The 23054-nt window shown below is 30.0% G+C and carries 21 protein-coding genes; all 21 read left to right on the top strand.

The features are described from left to right. Position 1: 1 nt before the first annotated feature. The 21 genes from JAO71_RS07725 (at position 2) to JAO71_RS07825 (ending at position 23053) form a co-directional block, all read left to right on the top strand. Positions 2 to 2452 (top strand): exopolysaccharide transport family protein, encoded by a 2451-nt coding sequence (locus tag JAO71_RS07725; protein WP_203000021.1) that lies wholly within the window; start codon positions 2 to 4, stop codon positions 2450 to 2452. Positions 2453 to 2487: 35 nt separating this feature from the next. Next, positions 2488 to 3366, top strand: a complete 879-nt coding sequence (locus JAO71_RS07730; protein WP_203000022.1) for an ABC transporter permease — start codon at positions 2488 to 2490, stop codon at positions 3364 to 3366. Between the two features lie 645 nt (positions 3367 to 4011). Next, positions 4012 to 5310 (top strand): ABC transporter ATP-binding protein, encoded by a 1299-nt coding sequence (locus tag JAO71_RS07735; protein WP_203000023.1) that lies wholly within the window; start codon positions 4012 to 4014, stop codon positions 5308 to 5310. Continuing rightward, positions 5307 to 6038: an FkbM family methyltransferase gene (locus JAO71_RS07740; protein WP_116824351.1), complete on the top strand. Its 732-nt coding sequence runs from the start codon at positions 5307 to 5309 to the stop codon at positions 6036 to 6038. Before JAO71_RS07735 ends, JAO71_RS07740 begins: the two co-directional genes overlap by 4 nt. Continuing rightward, on the top strand, positions 6035 to 6820 hold the full coding sequence (locus JAO71_RS07745; RefSeq protein WP_203000025.1) for a glycosyltransferase: 786 nt from the start codon (positions 6035 to 6037) through the stop codon (positions 6818 to 6820). The genes JAO71_RS07740 and JAO71_RS07745 overlap by 4 nt, the downstream gene beginning before the upstream one ends. Further along, on the top strand, positions 6817 to 7722 hold the full coding sequence (locus JAO71_RS07750; protein ID WP_203000026.1) for a glycosyltransferase family 2 protein: 906 nt from the start codon (positions 6817 to 6819) through the stop codon (positions 7720 to 7722). Before JAO71_RS07745 ends, JAO71_RS07750 begins: the two co-directional genes overlap by 4 nt. Further along, positions 7722 to 8615 carry a glycosyltransferase family 2 protein gene (locus JAO71_RS07755; RefSeq protein WP_203000028.1) on the top strand — a complete coding sequence of 298 codons (894 nt, stop codon included), beginning with the start codon at positions 7722 to 7724 and terminating at the stop codon, positions 8613 to 8615. The genes JAO71_RS07750 and JAO71_RS07755 overlap by 1 nt, the downstream gene beginning before the upstream one ends. Positions 8616 to 8624: 9 nt before the next feature. Further along, a complete protein-coding gene (locus JAO71_RS07760) occupies positions 8625 to 9827 on the top strand; it encodes a glycosyltransferase family protein (RefSeq protein ID WP_203000030.1) in 1203 nt (400 codons plus the stop codon). Positions 9828 to 9837: 10 nt separating this feature from the next. Further along, positions 9838 to 10560, top strand: a complete 723-nt coding sequence (locus JAO71_RS07765; protein WP_054852822.1) for a hypothetical protein — start codon at positions 9838 to 9840, stop codon at positions 10558 to 10560. 10 nt (positions 10561 to 10570) lie between these two features. Continuing rightward, positions 10571 to 11554 (top strand): glycosyltransferase family A protein, encoded by a 984-nt coding sequence (locus JAO71_RS07770; RefSeq protein ID WP_054852821.1) that lies wholly within the window; start codon positions 10571 to 10573, stop codon positions 11552 to 11554. Positions 11555 to 11568: 14 nt separating this feature from the next. Further along, entirely contained in the window at positions 11569 to 12480 is a 912-nt protein-coding gene (locus JAO71_RS07775) for a glycosyltransferase family 2 protein (RefSeq protein ID WP_203000032.1), read from the top strand. A 34-nt stretch (positions 12481 to 12514) separates the two neighbouring features. Further along, positions 12515 to 13285: a class I SAM-dependent methyltransferase gene (locus JAO71_RS07780; RefSeq protein ID WP_036599855.1), complete on the top strand. Its 771-nt coding sequence runs from the start codon at positions 12515 to 12517 to the stop codon at positions 13283 to 13285. Then, complete coding sequence (locus tag JAO71_RS07785; RefSeq protein ID WP_116824357.1) at positions 13278 to 14078, top strand: hypothetical protein; 801 nt, start codon at positions 13278 to 13280, stop codon at positions 14076 to 14078. Before JAO71_RS07780 ends, JAO71_RS07785 begins: the two co-directional genes overlap by 8 nt. A 3-nt stretch (positions 14079 to 14081) precedes the next feature. Further along, positions 14082 to 14747, top strand: a complete 666-nt coding sequence (locus JAO71_RS07790) for an acylneuraminate cytidylyltransferase family protein (RefSeq protein WP_203000180.1) — start codon at positions 14082 to 14084, stop codon at positions 14745 to 14747. Next, positions 14740 to 15783 (top strand): N-acetylneuraminate synthase family protein, encoded by a 1044-nt coding sequence (locus JAO71_RS07795; RefSeq protein ID WP_203000034.1) that lies wholly within the window; start codon positions 14740 to 14742, stop codon positions 15781 to 15783. Before JAO71_RS07790 ends, JAO71_RS07795 begins: the two co-directional genes overlap by 8 nt. Continuing rightward, complete coding sequence (gene neuC, locus JAO71_RS07800; protein ID WP_203000042.1) at positions 15776 to 16903, top strand: UDP-N-acetylglucosamine 2-epimerase; 1128 nt, start codon at positions 15776 to 15778, stop codon at positions 16901 to 16903. Before JAO71_RS07795 ends, neuC begins: the two co-directional genes overlap by 8 nt. Further along, positions 16903 to 18288, top strand: a complete 1386-nt coding sequence (locus JAO71_RS07805; RefSeq protein ID WP_203000044.1) for a hypothetical protein — start codon at positions 16903 to 16905, stop codon at positions 18286 to 18288. Before neuC ends, JAO71_RS07805 begins: the two co-directional genes overlap by 1 nt. Beyond that, positions 18279 to 19364: a glycosyltransferase family 4 protein gene (locus JAO71_RS07810; RefSeq protein WP_236011209.1), complete on the top strand. Its 1086-nt coding sequence runs from the start codon at positions 18279 to 18281 to the stop codon at positions 19362 to 19364. The genes JAO71_RS07805 and JAO71_RS07810 overlap by 10 nt, the downstream gene beginning before the upstream one ends. Positions 19365 to 19366: 2 nt before the next feature. Beyond that, positions 19367 to 20515: a glycosyltransferase family 4 protein gene (locus JAO71_RS07815; RefSeq protein ID WP_203000046.1), complete on the top strand. Its 1149-nt coding sequence runs from the start codon at positions 19367 to 19369 to the stop codon at positions 20513 to 20515. 6 nt (positions 20516 to 20521) lie between these two features. Beyond that, positions 20522 to 22054: a glycosyltransferase family 2 protein gene (locus tag JAO71_RS07820; protein WP_203000048.1), complete on the top strand. Its 1533-nt coding sequence runs from the start codon at positions 20522 to 20524 to the stop codon at positions 22052 to 22054. A 3-nt stretch (positions 22055 to 22057) separates the two neighbouring features. After that, on the top strand, positions 22058 to 23053 hold the full coding sequence (locus tag JAO71_RS07825; RefSeq protein WP_203000050.1) for a glycosyltransferase family 2 protein: 996 nt from the start codon (positions 22058 to 22060) through the stop codon (positions 23051 to 23053). Position 23054 lies beyond the last annotated feature (1 nt).

Here is a 23054-nt window from a genome sequence, read left to right on the forward strand (position 1 = left end):
TATGGAAGATCATTTAAGTAACGGTAATTCTCAAATGTTTGACTTTAAGGCTTTTGTTTACAGAGCTATTAGTTACTGGAAATGGTTTGTGTTATTATTAATTGTGGGCTTGTATGTTGTTTATCAACAAAATATTAGACGCGAGTTTCCTTATACATTAGAAGCCTCTTTAACTGTACAAGATGATAAAAACCCTTTATTTACTTCTAATACAAGTTTGGTTTTTAACTATGGTGGTATATCAGGAAAAGTTCAAGAAGTGTTACTTAATTTAAAGTCAAGAAAACATCATGAGAAAGTAGTCGATAGTTTAAACTTATATTTAACTTATTCTACACAAGGACGTTTTTATAAAACAGATATTTATGGTAGTCAGCCTTTTAAATTTGTTGGTTTAGATAGTGCATATCAGGTTATAGGTCAGCCAATAAAAATTAATTTTAGTGACGCTAATACTTTTACTTTATCTTATGATTTTGGAGAAGCAACCAAAGTTACTGCTCAAAATTATCTAGATAAAAGCATTAAGACAATTGCTTTAAAGACACCAACGTTTTCTAAGTCCTATACTTTAAATGAATATATAGACTTGCCTTTTTTTAAAGGTAGTATTGTGAAAATTAAAGCTAAAGCTAAAGCTATAGCTATAAATACAGACTATTTTATTCAGTATAACAACTTTAACAGTACTGTATCTTCTTTTGTAAATAATTATGCTGTCACCAATCAACAAGGTTCACCATTGTTAGTGACTAGATTAACTAATAAAAATAAAGCTAAAATTGTTGATTATATTAATACGTCTGTTTTTATTTTAGAACGTGATCAATTGCAACGTAAAAATCAATATGCCATAAATACAGTTGCTTTTATTGACAAACAATTAGCAAGGGTTAAGGGTCAGTTAAACAGAAAAGCAGACTCGTTAAACGACTTTATGCGTAGTAATAAGATATTTGATTTAGAAAACGAAAGTACTTTGCTATCGGCTAAAATTGAAGGTTATAATGATCAAAAAGAAATACTGAATCAATCGTTACTGTCTTATGATTTATTAAAAAATTACTTATTAACAAGTCAGGACTTTACAAGTTTTCCTGCGCCAGCATTACAAGGGATTGACGATCCAAATATTTCGGCAAGTATTTCTAAGATTATAAGTTTGTCCATACAAAAATCTACTTTAGAATCTTCCGTAAGAGATAATGTTTCGGTATTTGGTGATTTAAATAATCAGATTGAATCATTAAAGAATGTGATGTTAGAAAACATTGCTTCGGTTAAAACTAACATTGGTTATCAAATTCAATCTATCAATTCAAAAATATATAGTTCAGAAAGTCAATATTCTACTTTACCAGAAAGTCAACAAAAATTAGAAGCTATTGAACGCGAGTATTTACTTAGTCAAAGTACTTATAATTTGTATTTGGCTAAACGTGGTGAAGCCGATTTAATAAAAGCCTCTAATATTTCTGATATTATTTTAATTGAGCCAGCAAAAGATATAGGTCAAGGTCGTAATAAGGTTAACCTTAGCATACGCTATGTGTTTGCTGTTTTGGCAGCTTTAATACCAATTATAATACTTGCTTTTATTATTACATTTTTTGACAATAAAATACATGTTCCGAGTGATTTAGAAAAACTGGCTAATATTCCGTTATTGGGTGTTGTCGGTAAAAATGATACAGATAATAATTTGGCTGTATTTAATAAGCCTAAATCAGCAGTAGCAGAGGCATTTAGAGCGGTACGTTCTAGCCTTCAATTTATATATAAAAAGCATGAATTAGAAGGGACTAAAACCGTTATGGTGACGTCTTCAATTAGTGGAGAAGGTAAAACGTTTTGTTCTATTAATATAGCATCTGTTTTCGCTTTAAGCGGAAAGAAAACCGTGTTAGTAGGGTTAGATTTACGTAAACCGAAGATTTTTGGCGATTTTGATATTGATAATTCTATTGGTGCAGTTAATTATTTAATAGGTCAAAAGAATTTATCTGAAGTCGTGCAAAAGACTAAAGTTGAACATTTGGACGTCATAACCTCTGGACCTATTCCTCCTAATCCATCAGAATTACTGATAGGAGAACAAATGGATCGTTTTATAGAGGAGTTAAAAGCGAATTACGATTATATTGTTTTAGATACACCACCTCTTGGTTTAGTAGCCGATGCGTTTGAGTTAATTGAATATGCGGATGCGTCTTTATATGTTGTACGTCAGGATTATACTAAAAAAGAAATGCTAGGTTTAATTAATGATAAGCATAATAAAGGTGAGGTAAAAAACATCAGTTTTTTGTATAACTTTTATGATCAAAAAGGAAAGTATGGTTACGGCTATGGTTATGGCTATGGTTATGGTGCTTATGGTAATGGCTATCATGAAAATGAAGTAGAAAAGCTAACGGTATTAAATAAAATTAAAGGACTGTTTAAAAAGTAACTGTATAATTTTAAAAAAAAAATAAATAACAAACATTGAATTCTGTTTCAGAAAATAACGACTGGTTATATACAATTTCACCTAAACGAAAATTAATAGATTTTAATTTTAAAGAAATTTGGCGTTATCGTGACTTGCTATTCTTGTTTGTTAAACGCGATATTATAACTCAGTATAAGCAAACCATATTAGGTCCATTATGGTATTTTATACAACCCTTGTTTACAGGAGTTATATTTACTTTAATATTTAATAATCTAGCAGCAATACCAACAGGAGATGGTATCCCGTCGTTTTTATTTAATTTAGCAGGTATCACGTCTTGGAACTATTTTAGCACCTGTTTGACAGGTACAAGTAATACCTTTTCAGCTAATCAAGGGATATTCGGGAAAGTGTATTTTCCTAGGGTTATCACACCTTTATCTGTGGTGTTTTCAAATTTGTTAAAATTCGGAATTCAACTTTTAGTATTTACTATTTTTTACCTGTATTTTGTGTTCTTTACTGACACAGCTTACAGCGCATTACCACAATTAGAAATACTATTACTTCCTGTTTTAATAACTTTTATGGGCTTGTTTGGTTTAGGATTTGGAATGATTATCTCATCCATGACTACTAAATACAGAGATTTAACTTTCTTGGTTGGTTTTGGCGTCCAGTTATTAATGTATGCTTCGGCTGTGATGTATCCCTTGTCTTATTTTAAGGAAAAAGTACCTGAATATTCTTGGATTGTTGAGTATAACCCAATGACTACCATTATAGAGTTGTTTAGATATATGACCTTGGGTGTTGGTGAGTTTTCAATATCAAAATTTATTTATGCTGGAAGCGTCAGTATTATAGTGTTTTTGATTGGATTGGTCATTTTTAATAAAACGGAAAAGTCTTTTATTGATACAGTTTAGTTTGGTTATTAGTGAGGTAGTGAAAAGTGAAGCGTGAGTATTTAGAAGTGAATAGTGAAATAGATAAAAAGAAGAATGATTAGTTTTTTGTTTTTTATTATTCTTTAAATATTATGAAATATTTTAATTAGGTGTTGGATTAGTTCTTCTTTAGTATATCTCCCTTTTGTTTTGAACAGGAGATATTTTTGTTTAACAGTTTTTTTAATCTTTTGAAGCACTTTTGTTAGTTTTTAACTAAAGTGGTTAACTCTGGTGCATTACCATGAACTATCTATGGCTTTACTATGGAGTATCTATGGAGTATCCATGAAGTATCTATGAAGTAACTATGGTTTAGGAAGATGAAAGTTAGAAGTGAGAGATTGAAAGTTAAAAGAGGATAGTGAAATAGTGAGGATTTAGAAGTGAATGGTTGGAAATGACCTGTTATAGTTTACTTGTAGCGTGATAATTGGTGTTTATTATTTTGCTATCGGTTATTTTTGGATCGCTATTTATTACTGAAAAAATGAAAACTACTAAGTATTAGAAAAACTTTTTTTTACAAAAGCATCTTAGTTTTGCTGTCTGATTGGCTATAATTTTTGTTATTTTACCTGCTTAAAGTATATTGTTTACTACAAACATTGAATAATAAAAATAATGAGTGTTATTTTAAAAGCTGAAAATATCTCTAAACAATACCGTTTAGGTCTTGTTGGTACAGGTACGATTAGTCATGATTTAAATAGATGGTGGTCTAAAATACGTGGTAAAGACGACCCGTATTTAAAAGTCGGCGACAATAACGATCGTAGTACAAAAGGAGAGTCTCAGTATGTTTGGGCTTTACAGGATATTAATTTTGAAGTTAAACGCGGAGAAGTTTTAGGGATTATTGGTAAAAATGGCGCAGGAAAATCAACACTTTTAAAAATACTCTCTAAAGTTACTGGGCCAACGACTGGAGAAATTAAAACAAGAGGACGTATCGCTTCTTTATTAGAAGTAGGAACCGGGTTTCATGGAGAGATGACAGGTAGAGAAAACATCTATTTAAATGGAGCGATTTTAGGAATGACTAAAAAAGAAATAGCTTCTAAAATAGATGAAATTATAGATTTTTCTGGTTGCCAACGTTATATAGATACGCCTGTTAAACGTTATAGTTCTGGTATGACGGTAAGATTAGCGTTTGCAGTAGCCGCTTTTTTAGAGCCAGAGATTTTGGTGATAGATGAAGTTTTGGCTGTAGGAGATGCCGAGTTTCAGAAAAAAGCGATAGGTAAAATGCAGGATATCTCAAAAGGAGAAGGACGTACAGTTTTGTTTGTAAGTCATAATATGGCAGCGGTTAAAAGTTTGTGTACAAGAGGTGTTGTTTTGGAGCATGGAAAGGTTGTTTTTGAAGGAGGTATAGAAAAAGCCATCAATCATTATCTCTCGATAGGTAAATTGAGTGTTGAGGGTGTAAATACTACTTTAGGTGTTTTTAATTTAGAAAATCATAAAGATAAAACTGCAAAAGGATTCGGAATTATTGAAGCTAAAGTATTTGTAAATGGTGTTTTGTCAGAACATTTAGAGTCAGGGTCCAATTTAATTTTTGAATTAACCATAATATCTAATAGGGATTTATTTAAACCAGAGGTAGGTTTTGCCATTAAAGATGAAAATGATATATCATTTATTGCATTGAATAATATAAATATTGGGAAAACCCTAAATATTGAAAAAGGATTAAATATTGTGAGAATAGAAATTAAAGATTTTCCTATTTATGCTTCAGGAAATTACTTTATTAATTTTTATTTTGGTGATGATGGTTCAGTAGATTATGAGTGTTTAATGGATGCAATTAATATTAAGAATGTAACTCATGATGTATATGCTTCTGGTAGACAATTGGTAGAGAGTTTAAATAAAATTTATCACAAATCTATAGAAATTAAAAGACTATGATATTTTTATATAATTATGTGTATTTAGTAATAAGAAAACTATTAAAAAAACTAGACTTTAAATCTGTTGTTTTTTTTTCTTTACCATCTAGTAAAGATTTAATGGAATTAACTTTTAAGGTTAATAAATCCTTTTCTTTTATTCAAGTTGGAGCTAATGATGGTGTTAGTTTTGATGATTTATATGAATTTGTAAAAAAAAGGGATTCCAAAGGTTTAGTTATAGAGCCAATCAAAAAATATTTTAATGAATTAACTTTAAATTATAATTACAATCAACAAATAATAGGTATAAACAAGGCTTTACATCCCTCAAAAAATAAAGTTTTAGTTTTTAAAGTTGTGGATAATGCGATAATAAATTATCCAGAATGGGTAAAAGGAATAGCCTCTTTAAGTCTTGATCATTTAAAAAAACATAATATAATGCACGAAGATATTGAAGAAGAAGAGGTTAAAGCTGATTCTTTTTCTAATATAATTAAAAGTAATTATAATTTTAAAAATTTAGATTATTTACAAATTGATACAGAAGGGTTTGATTTAGAGGTTCTTAAGATGTTTGATTTTAGTAATTTTAAGCCCAATATTATTAAGTATGAAAGTGTAAATCTTAGTAGTCGTGATTTTAAAGAATCTGTTAAGCTACTAAAAAGTAAAGGTTATTATGTTTTTAAAGAAATGAATGATAACATTGCTATTAATCTATCAACTGTTCGATTAAAATGATACCTAAAATTATACATTATTGTTGGTTTGGAAAAAAAAAGAAACCCACTCTTGTAAAAAAATGTATCAAAAGTTGGCATCAGTATATGCCAGGTTTTGAATTTATTGAATGGAATGAAGATAATTGTGATTTGACTTCCCCTTTTTTGCAGTCATGTGTAAAACTTAAAAAATGGGCTTTTATTTCAGACTATATTAGATTAAAAAAACTTTATGAATATGGAGGGATTTATTTAGATACAGATATGCTTGTATTTAAAAACCTCGAGCCTTTTTTAAAGCATGACTGTTTTTTTGGAGCAGAAGATTTTAACTATGTTAATGCTAGTGTTATGGGTTCTGTTAAGAATAACTTGTTTATTAATAAACTTTTAGATTATTATAAAAAAATAAAAGGAATAACAAGTAATACAAATTTAACAGATATAACTATACCAAGAATAATTACAAAGTGTTTGAAGCAAGAAGTTAATTTAAGCAATGTAATATTTGACAAAGTTGAAAATTTTCAAGAAATTACAGTTTACCCATATAAGTATTTTTATCCATTACCATTTGACAAGAGGTATGAAGTTAAAAATTATAGTCAATTTTGTTACACAGAAACTTACGCTATTCACCTTTGGAATGCTTCATGGATTGATTACAGTGAGTTTCATTATTTACGAGTAGGTGAGTATAGAAAAGGTTTTTTTAAAATTTTATCGGGTAATAATTCTCAAAAAGTTAATCTAAAGTATTTAAAAAAAATAATAGCTTCTATTTATCAATCTTTAAAATGAATCACTTAATATCTATAATCATCCCATGTTATAATCAGGGTCTTTATCTTGATGAAACCATAGCTTCTGTTTTAAATCAAAGCTATACTAATTGGGAATGTATACTAATAAATGATGGTAGTACGGACAATACTGCTAGTATTATAGAAAAATGGGAATCGATTGATAATAGGATTAAAAGCCATTACAAAGAAAACGGAGGATTATCTAGCGCAAGAAATTTAGGTTTAAAAAAAGCAAAAGGATTTTATGTTCAGTTTTTAGATTCTGATGATTTATTGCATATAAATAAATTAAAAATAGCTTTAGAATATTTACAAAAAAATGATCTGGATATAGTTGTTACAAATTATGCTCATTTTACAAACGATGTCGAGAATATAACGTCACCTTATTACACTTTAAAACAAGAGTTTTTAAATTATAACAACATACTGTATCAATGGGATACTGATTTTGCGATACCAATACATTGTGCTTTGTTTAAAGCAAGTTTATTTGAGCTTTTTGAATTTCCTGTAACATTAAAAGCAAAAGAAGATTGGTATATGTGGACAGTCTTATTTTACAATAACCCTAAATCTATCTATATAAATGATACTTTATGTTTTTATCGTATACATACTAAAAGTATGACAGGAGATAATTTTAATCATATGATTAATAATACTATGTTGTTTTATGATTTGATTAAAACAGTAATACCCAAGGACGATTATATAAAACTCATAGAATTATCAAATAAAAAATATATTAATAAAAGTGCTGTTGAAAGTCAAAAAAAACAACAGATAAAACAATCAAATGCTTTTAAAATAGGAAATAAAATAGAAGTCTTTTTAAAAAAGATTGGGTTAAATAATCTAAGTCAAAAAATAATAAAAAAGTTTAGTGAAAAATAATGCTAGCCATCGTTATTCCATATTATAAAATTAATTTTTTTGAAGCGACATTGCAAAGTTTAGCTTTTCAAACTAATAAGCAATTTCACGTCTATATAGGTAATGATGCTAGTAATACTGATCCCTCAAATCTACTAGAAGCCTATAAAAATAGTTTTTTATTTACTTACAATAAATTTGATAATAATTTAGGAGGTCAAAATTTAGTAAAGCAATGGGAACGTTGTATTGCAATGACAGCAAATGAAGATTGGATAATGATTTTAGGCGATGATGATGTTTTGGGACCTAATTGTGTTGAGGAATTTTACAATAATTTAGAAATTATAAAAAAACATAACGTGAATGTTGTGCGTTTTGCAACTGTAGTTATTAATGCTAGTGATGTTGTAATATCAAAAAAACATGAGCATCCAAAATTAGAAAAATCAACTGCTTTTTTTGAACGTAAACACCAAGGTGGTACTAGAAGCTCTTTAAGCGAGTATATATTTAAGAAGGAAAACTTTAAGCTTAAGCCTTTTCCTTTAGCATGGCATACAGATGATTTAGCGGTTTTAGAATGTTCAAATTATGGTTTGGTGTATACCATAAATAATTCATGCGTTAAATTTAGGCATAGTACAAAAAATATTACTTCAAATACAGATAATTTGAAGCAGAAAAACGAAAGTTCTTTTCAATACTATTTTTATTTGTATTCAACTAAAATTAATTTTTTTACTAAAAAGCAAGAACATATTATTGTTTATAAATTAAACAAAACGGTAGCGACCAATAAAAAGAACGTTTTTAGAATATTTCGATTAAGTTTTTATTATTTAAGACATTTAAAGATTAATCACTTGATACATTTAAAACTAATGATAGTACAGTCTGTTATAAAACAATAAAAAGATAAAATGAAATTTTTAATAATAGCTCAAGATTTAAGGCATACAGGCACAAGTGAAGGTATAGTATCTCGTTCATTTATTGCAAATTTAAGAGACATATATCCGCAAGCGATTATTGATGTTTTTTATATAAAAAGTCATGATTCGCATGATTGTAATGAGCTTTTAGGTGCAGATTCTATAGTAGAATATACAATACCTAGAAAAATACCTTTAGTAACAAAGTGGTTAAACAAAGTATATTGGCGTTTGTTTAATGAGTCTTTACGGGAACGTTACATACAAAACTTATACAAAAAGAAAATAGCAACAATAGATTACAAGGCCTATAACCATGTGTTTATTAGAAGCTCTGGTTTAGAGTATGAAACACTATTAGCCTGTAACAATTTACCCATTTTAAAACAAGCCATAATAAATTTTCATGATCCTTATCCTAATTTTTGGGATACTGGTTCGAACATTAAATTATCTAATTTAGAATTGTTTAGGTTAAAACGAATAAAAGCAGTGGTTGAACAGGCTAAAGTATGTATAAGCCCATCAACTTATTTATCTAGAGATTTAACTGTACTTTATGGTTCTAATAAGGTTTTTAAAACACTACCACATCAATTTAATAAAACGGCATTTAACTTTGAACAAGTAAAACATGTAAGAGAAAAACAAAAACCTTGCTGTATTATGTATCACGGTACACTACAATTAGGGCGCGATATGGATACTGTTTTAGATGCTTATGTAGATTGTATAAACAAAGATTTTAATATAAAGAATAATTCAGAATTTGTGTTACGTTTAAAAAGTAATCAATACAGTAGGCTAAAAGCAAAATATGAAGCTGTTTCTAATATTATAATACTTGAAGCTAATGATTTTTCAAGTTCGTATATAGAACAAAGCCAGCACTCTAACATTTTAATAATTCTTGAAAATAATAGCGGTTATAGTAATATTTTGCCAGGAAAAATACCTGTTGCAGCTGCTACAGGATGCCAAATATTAAATATTTGTCCAAAAGAAAGCGAAACACGACATATAACAATTAATGAAACCTGTATCGCTACTAGTACAAATAAAAGTGAAATTGCTACCCAATTAGAAGCATTAATAAAACTTCAATTAGATCATGCTCCGGCGATTTTGGCATATGGTGATTATTTTAGTGTAGACCAATTTAAATCTAGTATTCAAGATATTTTAAACTAAATTTTAAAAGATGATATTAAAACGATTCATTAATTTAATTAAAGATAATAGAGAAAGGCATAAACGAACCGAAAAACTAACCAATGAAGTTATTTGGGCAAATGTTTTTCATGATAGTATTAGAGGTGTAGATTGCTTAAATAATTTATCTATTAATGTAGGACGATGGGCTGGAAACTATTCTTTTTTTTATATTTTAAAACGTATTTTATTTGATGTAAAACCACAATCTATATTAGAATTGGGCTTGGGAGAAAGTTCTAAATTTATTTCTACATTAATTAAAAATGATATTATAAATGCATCGCATGTTATTATAGAGCATGATCGTGAATGGATTAATCGTTTTAATACTAACTTTTCTTTATCAAATCAATCTAAGATAATAAACCTTCAAACAGCAAATAAATCAATATTTAACAAAGAATATTTAGGTTATGTTGATATTGAAAATATAACCAATGATTTTAGTTTATATATCATAGATGGACCATTTGGAAGTAAAAACTATTCTCGATTTGATATTGTTAATCTGGCTAAACAATTTAATGAAAAAAAAGAGTTTATAATTATAATTGATGATTATAATAGAAATGGAGAAAAAGAAACAGCCCAAGAGTTGCTAAAAGTTTTAGAAGAAAACAATATTGCAGTAAAATCTAAAAATTACGATGGGATAAAAAGCCAATTAGTAATTGCTACAAAAGCCTTTGAAATGGCTTTAACCTTATAAAGTATTAATTATGAGAAAAGGTGTGAACCCACAAAAAAAACAAGATGTTATTGAAGTAGATTCAATACATAGAATTATTCTTGTTGTATACATACCAAATAATATTTCGTTTTATAAAAATAGTTTTGAAGTTTTTAAATTGTGTTTAGAATCGTTGATAAAAACAATTAACTCTCAAGCGAAAATAACAGTAGTAAACAATGGTTCAAACGAACAAGTAACACAGTATATTTATAAAAAACACCAAGAAAAATATATAGATACACTTATACACCATAATACAAATATTGGTAAAATAGATGCTTTACTTGGAGCAGCAAGAGGCGCGCGAGAAAAATATATAACATTATCAGATGCTGACGTATTATTTAAAACAGGATGGATGGAAGAGGTGACCTCTGTTTTTAATAATTTCAAAAATGTTGGTTCTGTATCTCCTATTTCAGTAAGAAATGCAGAAACTTATGCTACTAGTAGCGGAATGTTAAAAGTATTAACCAAGCAATTAAAATTTGAATATAAAGCAATACCAGAAAATTTTGAAGATTTTAATAGGTATATGAGTAGTATAAATTGGGATTTAGAAACAAAGCCAAATTTGAAATGGCCAGTAGTAGAATCTAATTCAATTAAAGCTAATCTTGGTAGTGGTCATCAAGTTTTAACAATTGATAGGGATTTGTTATTTTCTTACATACCAACAAGTCCATCATATATTTTAATTGGAAGAAATTCTGTAAATGATTTTATAGATGACCCAATTAATAAATCTGGTAAGTTAAGATTGTCTACTTATAATAATTTTGCATATCATATGGGGAATACTGTAGAAAAATGGATGGTACAAGTTCAAGAAGAAAACATGAACAATATAAATAACATAGAAATAAAAGATTACAAGTTAACGTATCCTTTTAAATTAACAAGTCATAAAATTTATACTTTAAAACGATTATTTATAAAAAAACTATTTCTTCTCTTTTTTAAGAGGTAGTTAAATTTACTTAAATGCATCATCAACAATTCGCCATATTAATCACCACAAGAAATAGACTTGAAGATTTAAAGATCACTTTAGGTGAAATTTCCTATTTATTAAATAATGAAAACGTAGCATGTATTATTTGTGATGATGGTTCTACCGATGGCACATTCCAGTATTTAAAAGATAATTATAAGCAAATACAGGTTATACAAAACAAAACAAGTAAAGGTTTAATTTTTAGTAGAAACCGTTTATTGAATTTAACCACAGCAGCTTATGCTATCACTTTAGATGATGATGCCCATATTGTTACTAATAACCCCTTAGAAATTATTGATGATTTTTTTATAAATAATAGTCAATGTGCAGTAATAGCAGGTAGGATTTTTTGGGGGAAAGACTTACCTTGTAATCTTGCAGATGCCTCGAGTAGTACACGCGTAAAAAGTTTTGTAGGTTGCGGTCATGTTTGGCGTATGGATGCGTGGCGAAGTATACCAAATTATCCTGATTGGTTTGTGTTTTATGGTGAGGAGGAGTTTGCAAGCTTTCAATTGTTTAAAAATGAATGGGAAGTATGGTATGTTCCAGCTCTATTTATACAGCATCGCGTTGATGTGAAATCCAGAAAAAAGAAAAAAGATTATACTACAAGGTTAAGACGCTCCTTAAGGTCTGGTTGGTATTTGTATTTTATGTTTTATCCCTTACATTTAATACCTAAAAAGTTTTTATATACCTTGTGGATGCAATTAAGATTAAAAGTGTTTAAAGGTGATTTTAAAGCTTTGAAAGCAATAATTTTAGCGTTGTTTGATTTAATTATTAATCTACCAAAATGTATAAACATTAATAGTAGGCTATCTTTAAATGAATATCAAAAAATTGAAGAATTGAAAAATAGTAAAATATATTGGAAACCAAAGGAAGTATGAGTATTACCTTAAATAAATATTCATTATAATAAATATGATTGACCATTTTAAAAATAAAATTTCAGAAGTAAAACGATTAAAATTAAAGTATAAGTTACGAGCTTACAAAGCAATGTTTTTCCCGTTTAATTTGTCTAAAATTGCTTTTCTTCATAAAACAGATAAATTTGGTAGACATAACTATACTCCTCATTATCAAAAACATTTTAGAAAATATAAATTCAAAAGAAATACAATATTAGAGATTGGTGTTGGTGGATATAAATCCCCTTTTAAAGGTGGTAATTCATTACGTATGTGGAAAAGTTATTTTCCTTTCTCAAAAATATTTTCATTAGATATTTATGATAAATCTTTTTTAGAAGAACGCAGAATTAAAATATTTCAAGGTAGTCAAGTCGATATCCCATTTCTAGATAAAATAACAACTGAAACTGGTGATTTTGATTTAATTATAGATGATGGAAGCCATATAAATGAGCATGTAATAGAAAGTTTCAAATATTTCTTTCCTAAATTAAAAAAAGGAGGTATTTATGTAGTAGAAGATACACAAACCTCTTATTGGGAAGACTATGGTGGAAATTCAACTAATTTAGATAGTAAACATACAATTTATGGTTTTTTTAAAAGTTTAATTGATGGCTTGAATAATGAAGAATTTTTAATCGAGGGTTATAAAAAAACTTATTATGATAAGCATATTATTTCAATGCACTTTTACCATAATATGGTTTTTATTTATAAAGGTGATAATGATGAAAAATCGAATTATGTTATAAATAATAAGAAACCAAATGCCTAAACCAAACATAGCCATAATAACCACTGTTGCTAATTTTGAATTGTATAATATTACTTCAAAACTATTTCCCCAAAACATACGAAAGTATGTGATTGATGGAAGAAATGGAATGCATGGTATAAGTAGTATTTATTATATGTTTGAGAAGCTAAAAGATGAAAATATCGATTGGTTAATTATGGCAGATGAAGATGTTATTTTTAATGATAGTGAAATTGTTTTTTCGATAATAGAAACAATGAAAACCAATAATTATAGTGTGGCTGGTGTTCGAGATGGAGGTGTAATAAAACACAGAACGTTTAATCCTTATATGATAAATACTTTTTTTTCAATTCTAAATTTTAGAGAAGTGTTAAGTATTTGGGATAAAAAAGAGTTACAAAAGAATCAATATATTGTTAAAAATGAATTTTCAAATCAAGATTTAAACCTTGAAGGACAATATGATGTTAGTAGTTTGTATGAACCTTATTATTGTTTTTATCTCTGGTTGAAAAGACTGAACAAAAAAATTCTATATTTAGATGCGAATATGCATCCAGATACTATATCTAATACAGTTTTGTTTAGAAATAAAGTTTTTTTATGCCATACCTGGTATGCCAGAAGTTATGGTAAAAATGAAAAACATACAAACAGAATAGATGTTATACTTAACAAAAATAAGGTGGCAATAGATAGTGGATTAAACAAACAAGATTATATCCTGTATAAAGCACCATTTTTTGCCTTAGAACAAAAAACCAACAAGTTTTTAAAAAAAATTAAACGTAAATTAAAAATAGCATAACCTATCAAAACCATCGCCATTATACCAGCACGAGGCAACTCCAAACGCCTACCTGAAAAAAACATAAAACTTTTGGGTGGTATGCCATTATTAGTGCATAGTATTAAGTATGCTAAACAATTTGATTTTATAGACGCTGTATATGTGTCTACAGATTGTGACACTATAAAGGCAATAGCATTAGCGCATGGAGTTAAGGTTATAGACAGACCAGAACATTTAGCTGGAGATTTTGAGCCTACAGTAAGCGCATTAAAACATGTTTTAGGAGCTGTAAATACTAAAGTAGATATAGTGGTGTTGTTACAAGCCACTAATCCGTTACGACCTAAACTATTATTACAAGATGCATTTACTGTTTTTAATCAAGTAAAAGCAGACAGTTTGTTTACAGTGTCTAAAAATCATCTTAAATTTGGAACTATAAAAAACGAACAGTTTAAACCATATAATTATAAACCAGGACAGCGTAGTCAAGATTTAGAACCTTTATTTTATGAAAACGGGTTACTATATATCACCAAGGCTAGCTGTATTTTAAATGATGAGATTATAACTAAGGATGCTTATCCTTTAGTCATTGATCATCCTTTTGCAAAAGTTGATATCGATACACAAGACGATTTTGATTATGCTGCGTTTATGCTAAACCATTATAATAATGAGTAATCCATATATAGAGATAGCAGGTAGAAAAGTAGGGCAAGATTTTCCGCCTTTAGTCATTGCCGAAATAGGTATTAACCATGAAGGTTCTTTACAAGTAGCAAAAGACATGGTAGATGCGGCGCATCGTGCAGGCGTTGAGGTAGTAAAACACCAAACCCATATTGTAGCCGATGAAATGAGTGGTGCTGCAAAACAAGTTATTCCTGGTAATGCAGACGTGTCAATATATGATATTATGGAGCGTTGCTCATTACATGAAGCAGATGAATTAGCGCTTAAGGATTATGTAGAATCAAAAGGGATGATTTTTATTTCTACACCATTTTCTAGAGCAGCAGCAGAGCGTTTAAAACGTTTTGATATTCCTGCCTATAAAATAGGCTCTGGTGAATGTAATAATTATCCATTACTAGAACACATTGCGCAATTTGGTAAACCTGTTATTTTAAGTACTGGTATGAATACAATTGCCAGTGTAAAAAAAGCAGTCGCTATTTTTGATAAATATGAAGTACCAGTCGCCTTATTACATACCACCAATTTATATCCCACACCAACACATTTAGTACGTTTTGGAGCGATGCTGGAATTACACGAGGCTTTTCCTGATAAGGTCTTTGGGTTGAGTGATCATACTTTAAATAACAATGCGTGTTTAGGTGCAGTAGCATTAGGAGGTTCTATTTTAGAACGTCATTTTACAGATCACATGCAACGTACAGGACCAGATATTGTATGTAGTATGGATGAACAAGCTTGTAAAGCTCTTATTACAAATAGTGCTGAAATGGCTTTGATGCGAGGCGGTACTAAAGCACCTGCAAAAGAAGAGCAGGTGACTATAGATTTTGCTTTTGCAACGGTATGTACTATAAAGCCTATTGCAGAAGGGGAACTCTATACTAAAGATAATATTTGGGTAAAACGACCAGGAACAGGCGCGATTTTAGCCGATAAGTTTGATAGTATTTTAGGTAAAAAAGCAACCAGATCCATAGCAAATGATGAACAATTAACTTGGGCAGATATTGAGTAATATTAAAAAAATAGCATTTTTAACAGGTACCAGAGCTGATTTTGGTAAAATAAAACCTTTAATTCAAAGCGTAGAGTCTGAAACAGGATTTGAGGCTCATGTATTTGTAACAGGTATGCATTTGCTTGAAGCTTATGGTTATACGTTAATAGAAGTAGAACGCTGTGGTTTTAAGCATATTTCTACTTTTAATAATCATACGCATGAAGCTACCATGGATTTAACATTAGCAAAAACAATAACAGGTTTTTCTAATTTTATAGCAGAAACACAACCCGACTTAATAGTTATACATGGTGATAGGGTAGAAGCTTTAGCAGGTGCAATTGTAGGTAGTTTAAATAATGTTTTAGTGGCACATATTGAAGGCGGAGAACTTTCTGGTACTATAGATGAGCTTATACGACATGCTACAAGTAAAATGAGTCATATTCATTTTGTGGCAAATGCACAAGCCAAGCAGTTACTGGAGCAAATGGGAGAATTGCCAGGTTCTATTTATACTATAGGGTCACCAGATATAGATGTTATGTTTTCAAGTACGCTACCTAATTTAAGTATCGTTAAGGATTACTATAATATTCCTTTTAAAGATTATGCAGTTGCTATGTTTCATCCTGTTACGACAGAACATGAAGATATGGAAGACTATGCTCAACAATATGTAGATGCTTTATTGCAAAGTGATAAAGAATATGTGGTGATATATCCTAATAACGACTTAGGTAGTCAAGCCATATTAAAAGCTTATAAACGTTTAGAAAATAATCCGAAGTTTAGAATATTTCCTTCTATAAGATTTGAATATTTTTTAACCTTGTTAAAGTATGCTAATTTTATAATAGGTAATAGTAGTGCAGGTGTAAGAGAAGCGCCATATTATGGTATTCCAACAATAAATATAGGCACACGTCAAGATAATAGAGCGGTTTTAAATTCAATAATCAATACCAATTACACAAAAGATGCTATTGTTAAGGCTATTTTAAAAGATAAAATAAAACAACCTAAAGCACTTGATATTTTTGGAAGCGGAAAGAGTGCCGACGCTTTTATTCACTCATTAAAATTAGACCGCTTTTGGGAGATTAACCATCAAAAACAATTTAGAGCTATATAATGAAAACATTAGGATTGGTAATTACAGATGGTGTTGGCTTTAGAAATTTTATATTAAGTGATTTTTTGAAGGAAGCTGAGCAACAATTTGATAACGTTATTATTTTATCATGTTTACCCAAATCTGTATATAAAACGCATACCGACTGTCAAGTTATAGAGTTGGATGTATTTACTGAAGGTTATGCAACCTGGTTTTTTAGAAAAGCTAAAGAGATTGCCCATTTAAAATTACATGCTAAGGGTAATTTAGGGATTCAGGATAATTTAAAAACTAACAGGTCAACTTTAAAAACTACTCGTGGTTATGGTACACGCTTTATTTATAAATTAACCACGTTGTTTCATTCAGAGAAAGCGATACAAAAGTTTCAATATTTTCAAAATAAAACTTTTGCAAATCATACTATTACAGCGCAATACAAAACTATTTTAGAGGAAGAAGCGATAGATTTATTGTTTTTTACTCACCAACGACCTCCATACATAGCGCCTTTAGTCTATGCAGCACAGCAATTAAAAATTAAAACAGCAGCTTTTATTTTTAGTTGGGATAATTTAGCGTCTAAAGGCAGGATGGCCTCCAGTTTTGATTATTATTTAGTATGGAGTACACTCATGAAAAAGGATTTGTTACAATTTTATAGTACAATACAAGATCAGCATGTAAAAGTTGTAGGTACGCCACAATTTGAGCCTTATGTATTGCCAAGGTACAAAACCAGTAAAGCCGACTTTATAAAAGCCTTTCGTTTGGATGCTTCATTACAAACCATTTGTTTTAGTTGTGGCGATAGTTCTACCAGTAAAAATGACGAATTATATATCACAACTATAGCCGAAGCTATAAAAAACCAACAGATACCAGCAGTTAATTTTATAGTAAGAACTTCTCCAGCTGAAGACCCAAAACGTTTTGATGCTTTGGTAAAAGGGTTTCCTTTTATAAAATGGAATTTTCCTAAATGGGAACAAGTTAGAGCTAACCATCAAGAGTCTTGGTCGCAACGTATACCATCTACTGAAGATGTAAAACAACTTAGAGCCTTGTTGGAATATTGCGATTTAAATATTAATATGTTGTCTACCATGAGTTTGGATTTTATGTTATTTGATAAACCCGTAATCAATACTATATTTGGTAATGCTACTAATGGTTTGTATGATGATCAGCGCTTTTTAGGTTATGAGCATATTATGCATGTTGTAGATAGTAAAGCGACAAGAATTGTAACTACTACAGCAGAATTAATTCAAGCAGTTAATCATGATTTAACTAAAGATAGCAACACTAAAAATCGTAAACAACTTATTGCTCAGCAAATTGGTGTGGACTTAATAAGCACCAGCCAATTGACTGCAAAAACACTAATGCAATGGAGTTAGGCACAAATCATATTGCCATAATCTGTAACTACAAATTACTTGACAGTCGAGTAGGTGGTATGGATTATTTTTTCTGGGCCTTTAATAGATCCTGTCAAGATAATAATATTCGTGTCGATTGGTTTTTTCCAAATACAGCAACACATGGTCAGTATAATGAGTTTCATATTATAGAAAGCAACAGCAGCTCTTTACAAGCTCATTTTATTAAGCATGTTAAAACAACTCAAACAACTTATACTCATGTTATCACACATTTTGTAGAGTTATGTACTTCATTTCATGCTGAGGTCAAGCAATTATTACGTACAAAAGTTATAGCAGTAGACCATAATCCAAGACCTTTAGGAGGTTATACACTTGTAAAACAGCTCAAAAAGCGAATTAAAGGCTATTTATATGCTAAACATATTGATCAATTTATTGGTGTTTCGGATTACACAAGCGATGCTATTATAAAGGATTTTGGTAGTTTTTTAAAACCAAAGATTAAAACCGTTTATAATGGTGTTTTAATTCAGGATATTGTGCCTAAAGTTTCAGAAAGAGCAATGTTGAATCCTAAATTTATAGTGGTGTCACATTTGCGATTTTCAAAAGGGATTCAAGATTTAATAGTAGCAGTTAGCAACTTACCACAACATTTAATTAAAGACTTAAAAATTGATGTTTTTGGAGATGGACCTTATGAAAAAGAGTTATTACACTTGGTTAGTGAATATAAATTAAACACTGTTTTTACTTTTAAAGGTAGCAGTGCGACTTTAAATACTAATTACCAACATTACGATTATCTATTACAACCTACACATATGGAGTGTTTTAGTTTATCTGTTTTAGAGAGTTTAGCAGCCAATATACCAGTAATTACAACGCCAGTTGGAGGTAATGAAGAAGTTGTTACTCATGAAAAAAACGGATTTATATTTAAAGCTAAAGATATATTTGCATTAACAGCTTTGTTACAATCTATTATAACAGGTGAAAAGCAGATTAAAATAAATACACGTAAATTAATTGAAGATCAATTCTCAATTGAATTAATGGTGAAAAATCATTTTAACCTTTTAAATTAATTATGAAAATAGCCTTTTTAACACCAGAGTATCCGCATGAACGTATTGGTCATTCAGGAGGTATTGGTACCAGTATACAACATCTTGCGCAAGCATTACATACTTTAGGTCATGAAGTAATATTGCTTATTTATGGTCAAAATGAAGATGCTCAGTTTAAAGACCAAGGCCTTCAGTTTTATAAAATTAAAAACCCGAAACTAAAAGGTTTGTCTTGGTTTTTAACTCGAAAAAAAATACAAAAACTAATCAATAGTCTACATAAAGCGGGTAAATTAGATATTGTTGAAGCTCCTGATTGGACAGGAATAGCTTCGTTTATTAATGTTAATTGTCCGATTGTTATTAGGGAAAATGGAAGTGATACTTATTTTTGTCATTTAGACCAAAGACCTGTTAAGGCAATTAATCGTTTTCATGAAAAACAAGCCTTAAAGCAGGTTGATGGTATTATTGCGGTTAGCCAATTTACTGGAGATTTAACTAATACACTATTTAATTTAAACAGACCTTTTACAGTCATACCTAACGCAATAACCTTAGACGCCTTTAAACCGTCTAATTTAAATTTAGATACTACTACTAAAACCATACTGTATTTTGGAACGCTAATAAGAAAAAAGGGATTGTTAGAATTGCCTTATGTTTTTAATATCGTCAATCAAATACATCCAGAAGCAACTCTACTATTGGTTGGAAAAGATAGTCCTGATATTAAAACGGAATCTCAATCAACATGGGCATTAATGCAACCTTTGTTTTCAGAAACAGCTTTACGAAAAGTAAATTATATTGGAGCTGTCCCTTATGCAAAAATGAGAGAACAGATTGAGGCAGCTAGTGTATGTGTGTTTCCTACATTTGCAGAAGCCTTACCAGTATCTTGGCTAGAAGCTATGGCTTTGGAAAAACCTATTGTGGCCTCTAGTGTTGGCTGGGCAAAAGAAGTTATTGATGATGGGGAAAATGGGTTTTTAGTCCATCCAACAGCACATCAAGAGTATGCTGATAATATTATAAAACTTTTTGAAGACCAAAGGTTGAGTGAAACTTTTTCTAAAGCCGCAAGACAAAAAGTAGTACAAAGATTTAGTTCAAAGATTGTAGCACAACAGAGTGTAGATTTTTACACGCAATTTATAAAGCCCTAATTGTAAATGAATTTTAAAACATTTAAAGCCTCAAACGGAAGTGTTATTTTATATGTTGGTACTCCAGATTTAAATTTGCTAGATACTTTAGCCAAAGGGGAAGGCGATATTTGGCACAGTAGTTTAGATCAAGGTTTTAAAAACTGTTTGCCAGATATAATATACCAGACTGTAGTCTATTTTTGGTATGGTAATGATTTTGATAATTTAGACCATTGTGTGAGTTGGCGATTAAACCCAAACCAATTTGCTATTAGAGAAAGTGTTTGGGAAACTTTAGGTGGTTTTGATACCGATTATTTAAATCCGATAACAGCAGCCTTGGATTTTGCCTTTAATGGTATGCGTTATCAAGGCGCCATACCTTTACATGTTAAAGGATTGTTTCCTGTAAAAATAGAAGCTGTCAGTCTTAGTAAAGAAGATATTTATACATTCTATTTTAAAAGTTTTAAACGCTCGCAAGCTTTGTACATGTTACTCAGAAAAGGGGTTTGGAAGTTTAGAGAACTTAAAGCTTATAATTATGCAAGACAATTTAAATTGAAATCAAAAACAAAAGTTGTCGCGCCAAGACCCTTAGATGCTATTGAAGGTCAGCCTTCAGTAAGTTATATTATACCAACTATGTTGCGCCAAGACTTTACCTTAAATCTATTAAATGATTTAGAGCATCAAACCTATAAACCAACAGAAGTAGTTGTTGTAGACGCAACACCAGAAGATAAAAGAGTGCTTTCGTTATATAAACCAGACAACTATTCATTTAAAGTTACTTTTAAATGGCAAACGTCTAAAGGCAGTTGCCGAGCACGAAATGAAGCTATACATTTATGTACAGGAGATTATATAGTATTTGGAGATGACGATATACGTATCCCACCTGAATTTATAGAAAACCATATAAAACTATTACAGACTTATAATGCGGAAGCTTGTAATGGGTTAGATATAAGGGCAGACCATCAACAACAGACTTTAGAGGATTTAGATGTTAAATTAAAAGCCTTTGATAATGAACGTTGGAAAGTTGGAGCAGCTCAATCGTTTAGTAATGCTAATTCCTGTGTTTCAAAACGCATAGTAGATAAACTTGTAGGTAATGATATAAATTATGATGGTGGCTATGGAGAAGATAGCGATTTTGGAATGGCTATAACCAAACTAGGAGTTACCGTTTTACATAATCCGTTTTCTGCCAATTTACATTTAAAACCACCTATTGGAGGATATCGTTTTTGGGGTACACAAGCTAAAATAAAAGGAAAAACTAGAAAACAACAACCCTGGGAATTAGATACGCCTGTAAAGCATATTGTACCTAAACCAAGTCCAACCATAATGTATCAATTGCATAAACATTTTACAGCAAGGCAACGTAAAGAATATAAAATTAAGTACTTTGTGTTTTATTTTACTAAAGCCAAATTAATAGAATGGCCCATTAAAATTATAAAATTACCAAAACGTTTACTACAGTATAAAAAGTCTGTTTTTTATGCTAAGGCATTAATGTCTTTGGGTAAACGTACAAAATAGAATATGCAGTTTTCTCTAATAGTTTGTACCTACATGCGCCCTAAACCGCTTTTGCAATTGCTTGAGTCGGTCAACAAGCAAACCTTATATCCTAATGAAATTATTATTGTTGATGGGTCGGTAAATGATGACACTAAACATGTTTTACAAGACCATATGTTTGATAATTTAAATTATTATAAAGTTAATGAAACAAACCGTGGTTTAACTAAACAGCGTAATTTTGGAGTTAATAAGGTTAGTGAAATATCAGACATTATATGTTTTTTAGATGATGATATTATATTGGAAAAGCGCTATTTTGAAATGTTAATTGGTACTTATAAAATACATCCAGAAGCTTTGGCAGTTGGTGGTTATATAACCAATGAAATACGTTGGGATACAGAATCTGCAAGAAATAGCACTTCTTATTTTTATTATGATGGATGGCAACGCTTAGAGCCTTTAAGGTTTAAAATACGACAACGATTTGGTTTATTACCAGATGCAAAACCGGGTTGGATGCCTAGCTTTTCTCATGGAAGATCTGTTAGTTTTTTACCTCCATCAGGAAGCATTTATCAAGTCGAACAAATCATGGGAGGCGTGTCGTCTTATAAAAAGGAGATTTTTAATACCTTGTCTTTTTCAACGTATTTTGAAGGTTATGGTTTGTATGAGGATGCCGATTTTTCGTTACGTATAGCAAAATTGGGGAAGCTTTATATTAATACTAATGCTAAGTTAGCGCATTATCATGCTGCTGCAGGACGACCAAACCAATTTAAGTACGGAAAAATGGTAGTACGCAATGGTTGGTATGTTTGGCGTGTAAAATATAACACGCCTAAATTAGAGGCTAAGCTTAAATTTTATGCCACCTCAGTATTATTAACTTTAATACGTGCCACTAATGTCATTACAAGTTCTAATAAAAAAGAAGCATTCACAGAGACTTTAGGTCGTGTTGTTGGTTTGTTTTCGCTTATATTTAACAAACCAAACATTCCATCTTAAA

The organism is Olleya sediminilitoris (genome assembly GCF_016785945.1).
Classification (GTDB): Bacteria; Bacteroidota; Bacteroidia; order Flavobacteriales; family Flavobacteriaceae; genus Olleya; species Olleya sediminilitoris.